General features: G+C 46.0%; 8 protein-coding genes. All 8 read left to right on the forward strand.

Annotated features, from left to right (window positions below):
- Positions 1-34 precede the first annotated feature (34 nt).
- The 8 genes from MKY87_RS01130 (at position 35) to MKY87_RS01165 (ending at position 15632) form a co-directional block, all read left to right on the forward strand.
- On the forward strand, positions 35-5308 hold the full coding sequence (locus tag MKY87_RS01130) for a phage tail tape measure protein (RefSeq protein ID WP_340962555.1): 5274 nt from the start codon (positions 35-37) through the stop codon (positions 5306-5308).
- Between the two features lie 56 nt (positions 5309-5364).
- Entirely contained in the window at positions 5365-5985 is a 621-nt protein-coding gene (locus tag MKY87_RS01135; RefSeq protein ID WP_339783762.1) for an S-layer homology domain-containing protein, read from the forward strand.
- A 1-nt stretch (position 5986) separates the two neighbouring features.
- Complete coding sequence (locus tag MKY87_RS01140) at positions 5987-7030, forward strand: hypothetical protein (RefSeq protein WP_339783761.1); 1044 nt, start codon at positions 5987-5989, stop codon at positions 7028-7030.
- Positions 7031-7206: 176 nt separating this feature from the next.
- A complete protein-coding gene (locus MKY87_RS01145) occupies positions 7207-10539 on the forward strand; it encodes a peptidoglycan DD-metalloendopeptidase family protein (protein WP_339790611.1) in 3333 nt (1110 codons plus the stop codon).
- An 86-nt stretch (positions 10540-10625) separates the two neighbouring features.
- Positions 10626-11045: a hypothetical protein gene (locus MKY87_RS01150; RefSeq protein ID WP_339783760.1), complete on the forward strand. Its 420-nt coding sequence runs from the start codon at positions 10626-10628 to the stop codon at positions 11043-11045.
- Positions 11046-11048: 3 nt separating this feature from the next.
- Positions 11049-11435: a hypothetical protein gene (locus MKY87_RS01155; RefSeq protein WP_062834625.1), complete on the forward strand. Its 387-nt coding sequence runs from the start codon at positions 11049-11051 to the stop codon at positions 11433-11435.
- 15 nt (positions 11436-11450) lie between these two features.
- Entirely contained in the window at positions 11451-14111 is a 2661-nt protein-coding gene (locus MKY87_RS01160; protein ID WP_339783759.1) for a PKD domain-containing protein, read from the forward strand.
- Between the two features lie 45 nt (positions 14112-14156).
- Positions 14157-15632: a hypothetical protein gene (locus tag MKY87_RS01165; RefSeq protein ID WP_340962556.1), complete on the forward strand. Its 1476-nt coding sequence runs from the start codon at positions 14157-14159 to the stop codon at positions 15630-15632.
- Positions 15633-15667: the final 35 nt, after the last annotated feature.

Consider the following 15667-nt stretch of genomic DNA (forward strand, 5'->3'; position numbering starts at 1 on the left):
GGCAGGAGTTTTATTTTATGAGGGTGGTGAGATTATGAAAAATATCCAATCTGATGTGATTTTAGAATTTCAGAAATCCATTGAAAACATGACCCGATTGGGACAGGAGATGGCAACTCTCGATGCTCAATTTGGTAGATTAGACCAACGTATTGACGCAATGCGGACATCTCTGTCTGGGCTGCAATCCCAAGTTTCTCGTGGAACTGATGGAAATATTACAGAATCATTAACTAAAGGACTTAACAACTTTATTGCAGGAAATGAAATTTTTCTTCAGCAGTTAGGTTCGACAGGACTGACCGTTCAGCGTGAGACTCTACAAGGCATCCTCGGTAAGATAGAGGTCGAAATTAATGAAGAGTTACGTAAGCATGTCCGTAACATGAATGTTGAAATAGACTCTAGTTATGCCAAAGGGCAGAAGCTACCTATCAGCAACGAAGATTTCAATGAAATCAACGAGGAAGTCGCTAAGGTTGTAAAAATGCAAATCCATAACCTTATTAACATTATTCAAAATCACACAGCAAGTCTGACTGGACCTGACTCTCTCGAAGGTTTACAAGTTACGGTAGGCAATAACACCATCATGGCGTTCGTCAATAAAATCAAGCAAGAGATTCTGAATAAGCTTGAGAACCCATATGTAGCGAATTCTAGGGACTTCATAATTACCAAAGAAGACTTGAACAAAGCAATCAAAAATGTAAAAGAAAAGCTGTTGAAGTCGGTAGAAGTGGAAGTACCTGATGTTAGCGGCAAGGCGATCACCGACAATATTAAGAATATCTCGAACGAACTTGAACGTAGCTTTACGGAGTACGTCAACAAAACTGTAGCAGGAATCAACGGGGCGACGGCAGGCAAGCTGGACGTTCCAATACAAAACCTCAGCAATAAAGTCAAGAAGATTATTGCAAGAGAACTCGAAACTACGGTTGATCAATTGGACACTCTTGGAACAGTGGATTTAGGTTCTTTCCGTGGGAATGAATTGAAACATCAACTTGAACGAGTGGCTAAGGCTCTCGACAAGAAAATGAGTAATAGTGTACAGGAAGAGATTGACCAGATAGTTAAGACAATTAACAATGTGGAAATCACGCCTGAACCTAAGCTAAAGCGTCACCTCGTCAACCAAATTAATCATATTAATAATGCCATGATTGATAAAATCCGCGAACAAGTGGATGAACAGGTACAGTCTATCATCCAGGAGATTAATGAAGTCCAGTCAAGACCAAAAGGATTAAACCGAGACGCTAAGATACAGAACGCAGGAGGTCTTGACATTTCTACAGAATCCTATTCCGAGAATGGCAAGAACGACAGCACAACACCAAGTGAAACGGTATCCAACGGAAACAGTTCAAGTCAGGAGAACAGTTTTGCAGGAACAATAAGCAACGTGGCTCTGGAGTCCGCAGTCTCTAACATGATGCGCAACAAGATTACAGGTGTTATGGTCGGTGCACCGATGCTTGTTTTGAACCAAGCTGTCGAGACCTTCAAGTCTGTTCAGACCGAACAGATTAAGATGATTCAGAACTTGATGATGAAGGACAAGTACAATAAAGACGAAAACGGAAATGTCCTCAATAGCACCAACATGGCTGGAGTAGAGAATACTGTCAACGAACTACAATCGTTTATTCGACAACAGTCCATGTTTTACGGAACGGACTACCATAAACTTTATCAAGTTGGTGGAGTAGCTTCCGGTTTTCTCAAAGAGCCTGTTGAAATGAAAGAATTCGTACGGGTGACTGCTCAGTTGCAGGCCCTCACCCCTGGTAGTGACCCTCTTAAAATCGCAAAGGGTCTTGAGTCAGCAAAGTCGCAGTTCGGCCTTGAGATGTCCGACATGGAAGATAGGGTGGCACATCCGATAGCAGCAGTATCTCAAGTCACGAATACCAGCGTCGAGGAACTTTTCGACATTATAAAGCGATCCGGTTCTGCTTCTAATAATACCAAAGTTGATTCTGAGACAGCTATTGTAATGGCTGGCGCTTCCAACCAATCTCCTGCAATAGAAGGGACAAATGTCAGTCATTTCTACAATTCCATTGTAGAAAGATTACAGCCTTCTAACTTGCTGAACAAAATGGATAAGTTGGCTGTTGACCCGAACTACGGTGATGATGGCGAGAAAGTAGCTGCCAAGCTTCAGTCTCCTGATGCCATGAAGAAACTGCAGGAACTTGGTCTTGCGAACGTTACGGATACAGGAGGACAACTCCTAGTTCCAGCCAAGGAACTCTTCAAATCCATCTCTCAAAAGTTGTCCGGTGCAGACAGTCTAACAGTTCGCAACACAGCTGATACCCTGTTCGGTACATCGCAGTCCTCAAAGGGTGCTGCGGCAATGCACGAAGTCATGAACACGTTCGTCAAGGTAATGCAAGTTACTGATAACTTCAATAAGTCCCAGTACGAGAAAATGATTATGACTTCAATAGACAACCCTCTTGTCAACACTAAACGAGCAACACAAGGGACTACCATTGCCTTTGATGCTATCGTTCAAGAAATGACTCCTGCCATAAATAAAGTGTCCTATGCACTTATTAACTTGGCAGAAAACGTGGCGAAGAATGCTCAGATATTTGTAGCTTTGGGTGATGTACTCTCGAATGTGGTGCTCGGAATGCTAATGCTCAAAGGTATAAAGTGGGGAGCTGGAAATCTAGGTATTAGAAGTAACTTTGAGAGTGAGACTGCACGGACTGCTTTCCTAGATAACATGAAAGATGTAAGTGTTGATAGCGACTTCAAGAAGTTAAATCGACAAGAGGTAGCTGCTATGCAGCAAGATCCACTGCTGAATCGATATGTTCAGGAACTGAATGGTATGTCGGAAGAACAGAGTAGACACTTTAAAGATTACATTTCTGAAAAGAAAGTTGATATAAAAGACATTCCAACTCTTTTTACTACGATGGACGAAGCTAAGAATTGGGAGAAGCAGACGGAGTTAACAGACGATGAAAAATTCGACCGTACAAGGCAGTACAACAACCGTCTGGGCACAAGAGCTGAATTGGCTGGTGTTATTAACCCTAGCCTTCTGACCAGGCTGAGCAATAGTACAGCTAGTCAAGGGACATTCGGAACCTACAGAGCAAACGTATCTGGATACACCGAATTGACTGACAGAATGTCCCGAATGTCTCAAGGAGATTTCAATGGATTTGAAGACCACTTGGTAGACAGACAGCGCAATGGTTTACCTCAAATTAATGATATTCAGAGTCTTAGTCGTGCGATGGATGAGTATCAGAATAGTCAAAGGGAAATTGCCACATCTGCACGACGAGCCTCCCCTGAATTTGGTAACCTATCCAACGCAGTGCGTGGAATGAACTCTGCATTATCTCAGACTACATCCCTGAAGACTGGTTTCAAACAGTTCTTGAAGGACATTAAAGACTTAGGGAGAGGTGCGCTGTCTTCGATAAAGAACTTGGCGGGCGGTATTGCTAAGATGGCACTGGAAATAGCAGGGGCAATTGGGCTTGCTCAAGCGGCTAAGGGGTTGTCTGAATCGTACCTGTCAACCGACGACCAAAGACTTTTGGCTAAAGCTGACGACCGTGACAACGACCTGAAGGGAATGGCTAACAAAGTAGATGCTTTGGCCGAAGGCGGTTGGGCGCAGACACGTAATAACCTGACAGGGCTATTCTACTCTGCTATGAATGGAGTCACGTCTACATTCGATGGAACTCCGTCTGAATTTGGTTTATTCGAATCTAGTGGTAACCCTTTTACCACTCTTTTCAAAAGCAGTGTGACCAACGACGATTTCGGCATGATGGGCGAAATGATGAATTACTTCAAGTTCTACGGAGGAAGTCAGGAGGACTTCTCTAAGTGGCTCAAACAGCGAGAAGAAAGTGGAGGGCAGACTGTTGAGGAAGCCGTTGCTGAGTTCAATAAAAACTCTGGACGTTCTGCGGTAACGAAAAAGATGCGTCAGGAAGCCTTTACCAAGCAGTACGAAGCCTCAAAATTGGCTGAAAAAGAACAGAAAGAGCTCCAAGATATCGCTACGAAAGAGTATGAGAAGAAGTACAAGGAGGGTGCTGTTGAGCTCTCTTCCATTGATACTGACAACGTACTTAATCGTGTCACTGACAATCTGAAGGGGATTAAAGATTCCAGCCAGATCGAAACCCTCCGTTCTCTCATGAGCGGGATGAAGACCGACTCCGACGAGTACATTGCGATGCGTAAAGCACAAGCGGCATCCATACGTCAGGTATTGAATGATGAATTGGCTATCATTGATCAGTATATCCAAAATGCAAAGACGATTATGGAAACTTCTGATCCTGAGTCGCAAGAGTATCAAAATGCAAAGAATGCCTATGATTCCTTTACATCGGCCAGAGACAAAGTAGCCAATGAAGGTGAGGCAGAAATTCTTCAGGAAGAATGGAACAACCGTCAGGAAACATACCAAGGTCAGGTGCGCAAGGTAAATAACAGTCTGTCAAGAATTGATCTTCTCGCTCAGGCGAAGGAATTAGCCGCGGCATACAACATGGATACTCAGTCTCAGGAATATCTGGATACCCTGAAACAAATCACCCTGAATAAGCTGTCTGCGATGAAGTCCGAACTCTCCAGCCTAAAAGCAATCGAATCCATCGGGGATCTCTCCGAAGACCAAGCAACGCAGGTTTTACAGCTTCAGAATCAAATTGCCAACGAGCAAGCAAGAATTAAAGAATACAACCTTGCATCCATCGGTCTAGGTACTGCAGAAATTCAGAACAACAATTCGGAACGCGAGAACAGGCTACTGGAACTCAAACTTCGTGCTGGAAACCCTGATGACTCTTCCCCAATACTACGTAACAGACGTATCGCCAACGCCAAGGAAGAGGTATCCGAAATCAATCAGGTAATTACTGACCTGAAGGCTAGGCTACCTGCGGCAGGAGCTGACGAGACCTATAAGATTAATCAAGAAATCCGCGACTTGCAAAAGCAATCTTTACAGACTCAGTTAGGAATTTTGAGTGAAATGAAAGCTTCGGCAGGCACGTTCAACATGCCAGATGGTGTACAGGCTATGAGTCGCTACCAGTACCTCACACGGGGGAATACTCATAACACAACTACCATTGGAGCAGGAGACGTGACCGTAAACATCACGCTTCCTAACGTGACTAACGGCATGACATCCAGCCAGTTGCAACAGGTCGGACAGTCCATCGGACAAGGCCTGTCAGTGGGACGTGTGGGGGGTCTTCGTAACCAACAAGCCATGAACCCAATTAACTACCGAAGTTAACAACTCACTCCCCATCTTAAAATGAGGTGGGGAGTTACGTATAGGGAGGTACACTCATGACACAACAAAACAGCCTCTTATCGGAGGATTCGGTTTATAAGAAGAAGCTATTTTACGACAACGGAGTTCAGTTTACACAGGTCAAGGCGAAACTGATTACGGAATATAAGCCTCCAACTCCAGTACTTAAGACATATGTCAATAAGACCCTAGCATCTTCTGCGGGGCTCGTGCAAAACGGTACTTCCCACTATGACGCTACACTTACCATGCTGTTCTATTCCAAGAAGGAATACGCTGATTGGCTTCAGTATATTGGATCACAGCATAAGTATTACGACGAAAAGGGAACAGTTTACATCGGCATCGTAACAGGTGAACCCAACATCAGGACTGCAGAGATGGAAACCAAGTACATCGTAACCATTGGTATGTCCCTTGTCCGCAAACAGGAGTTCGAGTACAAATACCTGACCGAGTTCATCGACATTGAGAACCATTGGGCAAACAAGTACATCGACAATATGCAACAACTTGGACTTATTGCAACGAATTGGGAAGCAGACGGGGAGTCCGTTGTTAACTTCCGTCCGGACGAAGCGGCGACACGGGCAGAGTCAGTAACGTTGCTTATGAGGACTTATAGATACGTGGATAAATTATTAAGGGGGTATTAAGATGAAACGATGGATTGACGTTGACCCTCTGGATTGGTTCTACCGCGACACCCTTGAGATTACCCGACTGAAGACAGACGGTACAGGTGACGTGGACGTACTAAGCGGCATGACTTATAACGTATTCAAGACAGGTTACGAACGCATGGTTAAGCGTTTTGTAACAGTCAACGGACAGCAGGAGTTCCTTGTTCCTGACTATAAATACCATGCCGACAACCCTATGTTCGTCATGATTAATGGGGTGGAGGTTCTTCCCGAAAAGATTGAGGATGGGAAAGTTACCATGTCCAACCCTTTGTCGGCGGGCATAGAGGTAGTATGTGTCGCTTATGGTATTCCTGACCGGAAGGATATTGGTTGCCTTAATACCCCATACAACGGAACATCTGACTACCGGATGCCGCACGGAACGCTAAAATATGCGACCACTTACAAATTTAGTCTGAGCAACCCACCGGAGTCTTGTACGGTGCTTGGTGTAAAGCTGAAGAGGATGATTGTTACTGTAGGGGCTGGAAGCGATGCGGGAGTTGTAATCAGGAATGCTATCGGATTCCAACGGGATGTATTCGTAATACATAAAGGTGAAGTGTACCTTCCTTATATGTATAACGGATTCCCTGCAACCATCGGGTATAACGCAAAGATTAATGGGGTTAATAGACGCACAAGCGAGACGGTAATCGTCGAATCAGGACGGGTGACATATAACGACAGGTTCTTCGGAGACGTTCGCATTCGTCGTGGAGACTTCTTCGCACTCATGAGCCGAATTTATGAGAACCTTCATAACCGATACACTGACCGTGCGTTCGCATATAACGCCACGCCAATGCGAGATATTGCAGATAAAGCTGATATTCAAGCCAATTGGTACAGGAACGATGTGCTGACTCTACTGGATGAAAAATACCATGACGGTTGCTACGTGTTCCCTCTTTACACCGATGACAAATTTGAACCTGAAGCATGTATTACTAGAGCGGAAGCTGTAACCTACCTAAACCGATTCATTGAGTGGATTACAGAGAAATATAGATAAGGCAGGTGGGATAAGTGACTTATGTTTCTAACGTGAACTACCCTTCAAGGCAGTTGTTACAAGGAATCATGGAGCGTGTGAATGCACTTGGAAATGAGCCGAAGGTGGTCGTGGAGTTAGACAAAACATCATACGTGCGGGGATTCCGTAGAAAGTACGATGCAGCACAGTACGTAATGGATAGTGCTGTAAGTGACCTTTTGTCCATCGACAAGGCTGAGAAACTTACGGACTACGTTGACGGTACGTTGGTGGAGACTAGCACGGAACTTCGTAACTCCGACTTCTCCATGCCAATCAAGAGCAGTTCGACCATGCACGGACATGAGAACGGGGAGCGTACCATCAACGGCATGTATATCACGGACTTCTTTGAGACCGACCCAAGAAGCACACGGTATGTTGGTCGTGGAGGTAAGCATAAAGGGATTGACCTCGACCTTGCAATGAACGACCCTGTTTACGCTGTGTGGTCAGGTACGGTCACAGTCGCCAGCACCTTAAGAGGATACGGTAGAGTTGTTTATGTTAGCCACGGCAACGGATGGGAGACTCGCTATGCCCACTTAAACAAGATAAGTGTCAGTGTGGGGGATAAGGTTAAGGCAGGAGGTCTCGTTGGTCTAGGGGGCAACTCCGGTACTTCTCGGTCTAATGGGGGAGACGGTTCACACTTACACTTTGAAGTAAGGCTTAACGGTAAGGCACTGAACCCTGAGCAGTTCCTTCGCGGTAAGAAGACCATCCAGACCGCATCCAAAGCTGACCCACGAAACATACAGGATTCTGTTTTTATGGATGCTTCGGTTATGGCTGATTCATCGACTTCCCATGTGGAATACAACATGGAAGCCACGGCATATGTCGCTGATTGCCCCGGCTGTATAGGAATCACAAGAGGCGGCACTGACGTTCGCACATGGAAGAACTGGAAGATTATTGCCGTTGACCCTTCCATCATCCCCTTAAAGAGTAAGGTTGAACTTGTTGTCGATGGAGTAAGTTGGGGAGAATATCTTGCCGATGATACTGGCGGAGACATTAAAGGAAACCGGATTGACATACTTTTTGACACGAAGCCTAATGCCCTTAAGTTTGGTAGGAAGCCTGTCGTGGTGAAAGTGAAGTCTTGGGGAGACGGAAAGACCCGTTCAGCGGACACTACCGGAGATACAAGCATCGACAAAGAAATCGTGACGTACCAGTACAACAAGACAACTTCCAAGCAGACCTACTTCAAGGATTTTACAACCAAGAAGACAACGCTGGACGTTAAGAAGTACACCAAGACTGACGGCGCGGTACAGATGACGGTCATTGACGACGATACTCAGATGAACGTACTCGGATTCAAAGGTACGGGCGGGGCTGGTCAGGCTAAGACGATAGTGTTCGAGCATGACTGGTTTAAGGCAGGAAACCTTGGATGGTCATACTTCTCAGACCTTGAAATAGACGATGTAATTATCGTCAAGGTAAATGATTACGAGGTCGTGCGAATCAAAGGTATTAATGCCAAGAACGGTGTAGCTTATCCACCATCAATCCCAATGCCAAAAGGACATAACGTGGTCGAGATTACGTTTGCCAACTCTTCCAAAGCATCGAGAGGCAAGTTCGGTATTCTTTGGTTGCGGGCTAAAGAGTTTGATGTGGAGACGGTAGAGACAAAAACCTTATGGGACTTTGAGGACAACATGAGTAGCGCCAACAAGTGGACTCCGTACAGCACCGTTGTACAAAAAGACAAAGGTGACTATCAGGCAATCTCAACCAGTGGCGGCGAAGCAGGTATTGAGCAGCTAGGTAAAATCAAGAAGTTCCCTTTTACGATTAACTTCAGCCTGAAGACTGCGGCGGGCACAAGTGGAAAGCTGGTTATCAGCGATGGTACAAAAGGATTCCTTCTGAACATAAAGCATGACCAAATTTACACTAGTGGTGGTGGGACATACCAACTCAATACGGCTGCCGATTTCATTGAGTATACCGTAGTTTGCCATGACCAAACGGACATTGACGTATACGTGAAGCTTAACGATGTTTGGGTCAACACCGGAATCCGTGGGGCGGCGTTCGACTACCCATACCAGAGCAGAATCCTGTTCGCTGTGACGGATGGGACAATTTACCTCGATAGCATCAACTATGCTTCTAACGACTACGCCGTTGAGCAGTTGGCTACAGCTATCGGTGACACCTACAAGGAGAAGTGGTATGAAGTAGGGGAGTTCGTCTTTGAAGAGACGTACACCATCGATGTAGACGTAATGAATTGGGAAATCAATACCCATCTCGATACGACTATTAGCACAGCAAGGATTACGCTGAACAACGCTTCAGGTATCTACTCTCCATTGTGGGAGCGCAAACCGGAGTTTCCTGACGCATTCCGAACGGACAAGTCTCCCCTGAGTTACTACGAAGAAGGAGAACTGCGTCACGTCATTAGTGAGTACACCCCAATCAGGATTTACGCTGGATACGGCGAAGAAGTTGTTCGGGTATTCACGGGGATGATTAAAGGCGAGATTACAGAGAACTCTGCGGAGAAGACTATCTCCTTTAGCTGTGTGGACAGGTTCGACATGCTTGAGGAATTTGTGTTCTACAAGCCGATGCAATACCCGCCAGAAGAAGCTTATGCGGGAGACGGTGGGGCGTTTGCTTGGATTAAATCAAGCATCGTGGAGGATATCGTTGTCGCTTCTGGATTCACCGCATGGAAAGTTCATGCAGAGGATATGGCTAACCCTGACTACGTAATTGAGGATACAGTGTACACTGACGTAAACAAGGGAAAGAACACATTCATGAAGTTCAACAAGGATAACGGAGAACTAGAAGCCGTTAGTCAAGAGAACATCATGGAAGTGGGTGGCTGGCAGAACCCGTTCGTGGCAAGTGTAACCTTCCCATTAGGTACAAACGCTTCCGATGCCTTGCAGTCTCTCATTCAGGACTTACCATACCGAATCTACTGCGATAGGTACGGGACGTTCAGAATGGAACGCATGGATTTCTTGGATGCACCTGATTGGGCCATGGTCTCTGGAATGAAGTGGGAGTTCATCGACGGCGAGAATCTAATGGAAGTCACTTCTTCTACGGATTACTCCCGTGTTAGAAACCACTTGATGATTTCCGGTACAGCAGGGATTGTCGAGCACTTTTTCGATAAGTCGCTGATAATTGCAACCAAGGGTAACATGCGTACCGCAGGTGCTCAACTGGATTGGATTGAGGAAGTCGATGGCTCTTCAATGCGTGGGCTGAAGGAGGACGTAGCCAACAAGATTTTCTTTGACTATAAACGTCAGGCGAGAACGAAGAATGTGGTGGTCAAAGGGAATCCGTTAATCGAACTGCTGGATTCAGTTTATGTCTACGACGCAAAGACATTCACGTCCAGTTACTATTTAGTAAAGGGAAATAGAATGGTGGGCAGTAACGAAGGTATTTTCAATTACCTTGAGTTGACCTGGCAGACACTATCAGAAGTAGGGTAAGCACATATGGGCAGGGAGCACTTACGTCTATGACGCTAATTGTTTCCTGCTTTTTCTTATAATGCCATAGAAGTGAGGTGGATTCTGTGGAGAATAGAAACTTTCTAAACTCGAATGAGATTTATCCCATACTTGACTTAATTCGTAGGGAGATGCAGAAGTCTGGTCTGTATACGGGCGGCGATGACCTCACAGTCATAAACAGTGCTCCTTTAGAACCAAATGTAATTAACGTGGAAGCCCGTAGAGAGATGGCAGGATACTCCGCTCTCGTAACCTCAGTGGTTTACACCTATGACAATGGGACTATTGAAGTGCTGACGCTTGAGAGGGACGAGAATCTAATCGTTAACGGCTTCCTTATAGAGATAGCATATCCTTCCAGAATCAACGAGCAAATGGAAGAGGAAACGGATATCGCATCTTTTAGCACCATTAGAGGGACTATTATTAGGGAGAACGGGTTGTTCAGTAATCTGGAACTCGAATATATAAAGGGGGTGTAGTGAATGTCTAGCGGCGCTAATTTTGCAAGTTACTTGGTAGGCGGTAGACTCGACCCTCCTTTTATGCCAACAAAAACAGAGCCGTACATTGAAGGGATTATGGTAGAGTCCCAAATGGCGGGCAAGGTCGAACATAAGCTAACCATTGAAGAAGATTGCGAACTGCTCTCTATTGCAGTAGGCGTATCCAACTATGAAGCAAGGGACTACTGGAACTTGTATGTAGGGGAACGGCTAGTCTGTAAGAACATTTACACGAAGGACTTACCGGAGGGCATGTACCTGACAGCAATCATCCCGTGTAAGCAAGGGACGCAGATTCATTTTGAGTTCTTTAATGAGGGCGGCAAGCCCAAGGTCGTATGGGCAAACTACCAAACTCTCAAGTAGGAAGAAGGTGATTAAATGGCAGATACTTCATATCAACCAACGCCGTGGCTCGACACGACTATCAATGAAGAGTTCCTGCTGGAAGGGCTTGCTGGAATTATGACAGCCAATGGGTGGACAAAGGTTACTGAGTTTACCAAGGTCGTCTACTCTAACAAGCTAACAAAGCCTACAATCAAGCGGTTCTATCTTCCGCTGGCTAACCCTAAAATTGATTTGCCGAAGGTACTCAACGACGATTACTACATTTTCATTGATGGGGAGATTGCTCCAACATCCTATTATACGGCGGTCAAGAATCCAGACGAGACAACCACGCTCACGTTTGAAGCAGGTGTGTCCGGTCAGGTAGCTATTTACTACAGCACAGTCGGGTCCACGGATGCCTTCGACTTCTACGTGACCAAGCATATCATCGTCAAGAACATATCGGGAAACTTATTCGGTATGGCGATGATGGCAAAAGTCAATGAGCAGATTGGACGGACAGGGTGCAAAGTACCATTTGCAATCTACGATAAAAATGCAGATTACGGTACGCAGTTGACACCGCAGGACAGCGGCGTATTCTCATGGGCCATCCAGAAGGCAAACGAAGATGCACTCTTTGAGCGACACACGCTTTACTTTTACCAGCTTGAAAAGTGGATTGGAAATGGGAAGATGTTGGTGGGTTGGGAGAAAACCGATGAACTGAAACGGGTTTCTCTGGACGTAGAGGTGCAGACAAGCATGTGGGGGCTGGACGATAACACGAATGCTCTTCAGTCGAGAATAACGGACGCGTTCCCTCAGATGTATCAATCTCCAATCGTTACAGCAAGGACTCGTATTCCTCAGCTTGAACATACAGAGAAGATTGCTTTCGTGGACGTGAAGTATACGAACTGGTGGGATGATAGCAAAGTGTTCGTCAAAGGATTCATTGACGGAAAAAGTATTATGTTAATCATCTTAGCTGACACTGCTCCGATTTGGGACAGCAATGCCGTACCTGCGATTCCTCTTTACATGGGAGACTTCGACGTAAATGGCCTGACTGAGGAAGTTATTAATCGGGATATCACGTTTGACTTCTACCGGAAGACGACTAAGACCTCGACGATCATCTCAGGAAAGCCAATGGTCAATGCAGGTTCTTATGTAAAGGTATGGCTCATGGGTGACACGGACGGCGACATGCCTGACGAAGCAGTCAAACTAACCATTGCAGGACAGGAGATTGGTCGGTTCAACACTGTGGGGGCGAAAGAACCGTCAAACAATCAGAATGATGCTCAGTTGATGGGTCAGTTTGATATCACAGGTATCGAGGGTATGTCCTCCGTAACCATTGAAGCAGAAAGTGGGGATGGGGTAAGTGGTTACACTCCGGTATCAGGTCGAATGTTCCTTGAGGTGCATATCGAGACCAATAGGAACGCTGAGGGAGCACCGTCTGCTCTGTTCTCAGGAACAGCGTACAACAAAGAGGGGGCAGACGTAGAAGCCGCACTCAAACAGTCAGCTAAGTTCGATTACGATGATGCGTCAGTTAAGCAAGAGATTCTACTGCCTGTTATGAAGGAATACCCCCACTACCCAAGTAACGGCGTTGACTCAATCATGGTCAAACGTAACAAGTTCGGAGCAAGGTATCAGGCGCATTACCTGTCATGGAATGTACCGTCAAACACTATGCCGCCACCCAGGGAAGATTCTGACGGACACAAGCACCCAAGAGCATGGAAGGATTACATGAATGAACAATACAAGTACCAGTTTAGTCCTTCAAGGTATAGTGGCAAAGCCCATTCATCCCGTGCGCTCCTGGTTCACCCTGAAGATGGCACGTTCGGAACACTGCGAAACGTTATTTTAACGTCTCCCTTAACTATAATGAATGGTGACGAGTTAAAGGCTGTGAGGGATTACTGCGATGACGAGAATAGGTATGAAGTTTATTCCTACTACTTGGTCGAAGGCATCTCGCCACTGACAAAGAGACCTGCAACGCCGTTCAGACCTGCCGCACTAGGCATCCTGAAGGCGGGCTACACTCTCCCTGAGATTCCTCCTGCACCACCTGAGCCACCAGCCTTGATTCTAACCATCGACCCTGCTTACTCAAGTATAGAAGAGGAAACACCAATCAGGTTTACTTCTATCTACAGTAAACACTCTCCCATTACAAACTTCAAGTGGGAAGTAGCAAGCGATGTGAACAAGGGGAGCTATACGGTCGATAATGCAACATTTACGTTCAACAATGTCGGCACGTATTCAGTCAAGCTTACGGTGTGGAATGAATTAGGTCAGAAGGCAACGGGTACGGCGACCGTATCGGTAACTGCCAAGTACGTTCCACCACCACCTGCTCCACCACCACCCGCAAACACATTGCAGTGCGGTAAGCTGAATGACTCTGGCGGCGGTGCTTACACTGAAAAACTCCATGAGATGGGTAACACGTCTGGACGAGTGGTAATCACCTACAACATGTACGGAGTAGCTGACCGAATGGATGTTTACTATCAGAATCAGTTGCTTGCAAGCACGAACACTGAGGTATCCAATGGCGGTTCGCTTCAGTTCCAGTACAGTCCTGTGGGCGGTGTGACGCAGATTAAAGTAGTGATGAGTTCTAGCTCAGGTTCAGGTTCATCGTGGGAATACTTGGTAAACTGCCCTGTGTAATAACAGGGCTTCATACAAGCAAATAAGTGAAGGGGTGTTATTTAAATGCCATTTATCGACACAACGCCTGCATCTTTTATCCCAAAGGTAACGGAGCAGGATATACAACCGCGTTTGGGCGACCTGCTTGCTACTCAAGGGTGGGAGACAGTCGCAAACTTTAAGAAAGTGACATTTGATTCAGGCATAATGCGAAGCACTTATACCGGACTTGATACTACTGACATTCCGATTTACGTAGCAGAGCATTTCATCTACAAGAACACGGAGGGTAAGATGTTCGGGGTGGCTGTCCTTGGTACTTGGAATCAGAATCTAGGTGTGCTGAGAAAGTTAAACAAGTCCCCTGACACTAAAGCACCTGCTCCTGCGACACTCCAAGTATTCTCTGAATGGGCGACAAACGAGTTCCGTAAGTACCGTTCTCCACAAACCTTGTACTTTTACATGGTCGAGAACCTTGCTGGACTGACTACAAACAACCCTGACATTACATTGCCTTGGCTAAATACCTCAGAACTCAAGAGGGCAGTGTTGGATATCGAAGTTGAAGTTTCAGGTTGGGTGGGCACAGGTGCATCAGCTACTTTTACAGTAACTAAAGCCGAAGGTAATCGGATGCAGTCTCCTATTATGCAAGCTGGTCTTCGGACAAACCTGCTGGAAAATTACTACGATGACACTATCAACTACGCCATTCAGAATACGAACTGGTGGGCTGACTCTGAAATCTCCATTAAAGGTCACTTGAACGGAGAAAGCCTGTTCTTCATCATCCAGTGTGATAATGTACCCGCACCGGAAGGGAATCTTGTTCCAGTCATTCCTCTTTACTTCGGTAAGCTAGATGCTATTGAAGAAGGTGACGATGCTTATGCAATGTTCACGGGTAGTGTGCCTATCGTATCTAGTACAGGTACGGCGGGGCTGACAGCAATCTCCGAATACGACTTTGATGACACTGCGAAGAAGCAACCAAACATCATGCCGCTCATGAAGTCTTATCCTAAGTTCCCTGCGAACGGTTTGGATAACATCATGGTAAGCCGTGGTAAACTAGGTGCTCGTTATCAGGCTTACTACCTGTCGTGGAACGCCCCTGCAAATGCTATCCCTCCAATGCGTACTTCAGTGGATGGTAAGAGAGATTACCCAAGGGCTTGGAACAACGCTGAGAATCCTCTTTACAAGTATTCCTTTAACCCATCCCGATACAGCGGTAAGGTTCACACCTCCAAGCTGTACGTAGTACATCCAGAAGAAGGGGTGAGGGGAGCACTGAAGGATACTATCGCATTGTCGGCGCTGTCCTTTAACGCTAACAAGTTGCGTGTAAAGAAGGAGCATTGCCCTGACGAGTTCGATGTATTCCGTTACTTCTTGGTCGAAGGCGTATCGCCACTGACCAGCAAGCCAGGAACTCAGTACCGCCCAGCGGGTATCGGATTGTACTTCAACACAGTCAATGACGAAGGAGTAGAAGTTACTTCTACGCCCCCAACACCGCCTGTAACCCCATAAAAATCAAGCCCTGCTGTGTAAAATCGGCGGGGCAA

Source organism: Paenibacillus sp. FSL R7-0198, from assembly GCF_038000415.1.
In the GTDB taxonomy this organism is placed as follows: domain Bacteria; phylum Bacillota; class Bacilli; order Paenibacillales; family Paenibacillaceae; genus Paenibacillus.

Excerpts from the sequence above, each read along its gene's own strand:
- MKY87_RS01145 (WP_339790611.1), top strand. The coding sequence starts at position 7,207 with ATGGATAGTGCTGTAAGTGACCTTTTGTCCATCGACAAGGCTGAGAAA.
- MKY87_RS01160 (WP_339783759.1), top strand. The coding sequence starts at position 11,451 with ATGGCAGATACTTCATATCAACCAACGCCGTGGCTCGACACGACTATC.
- MKY87_RS01165 (WP_340962556.1), top strand. The coding sequence starts at position 14,157 with ATGCCATTTATCGACACAACGCCTGCATCTTTTATCCCAAAGGTAACG.
- MKY87_RS01130 (WP_340962555.1), top strand. The coding sequence starts at position 35 with ATGAAAAATATCCAATCTGATGTGATTTTAGAATTTCAGAAATCCATT.
- MKY87_RS01140 (WP_339783761.1), top strand. The coding sequence starts at position 5,987 with ATGAAACGATGGATTGACGTTGACCCTCTGGATTGGTTCTACCGCGAC.
- MKY87_RS01135 (WP_339783762.1), top strand. The coding sequence starts at position 5,365 with ATGACACAACAAAACAGCCTCTTATCGGAGGATTCGGTTTATAAGAAG.
- MKY87_RS01155 (WP_062834625.1), top strand. The coding sequence starts at position 11,049 with ATGTCTAGCGGCGCTAATTTTGCAAGTTACTTGGTAGGCGGTAGACTC.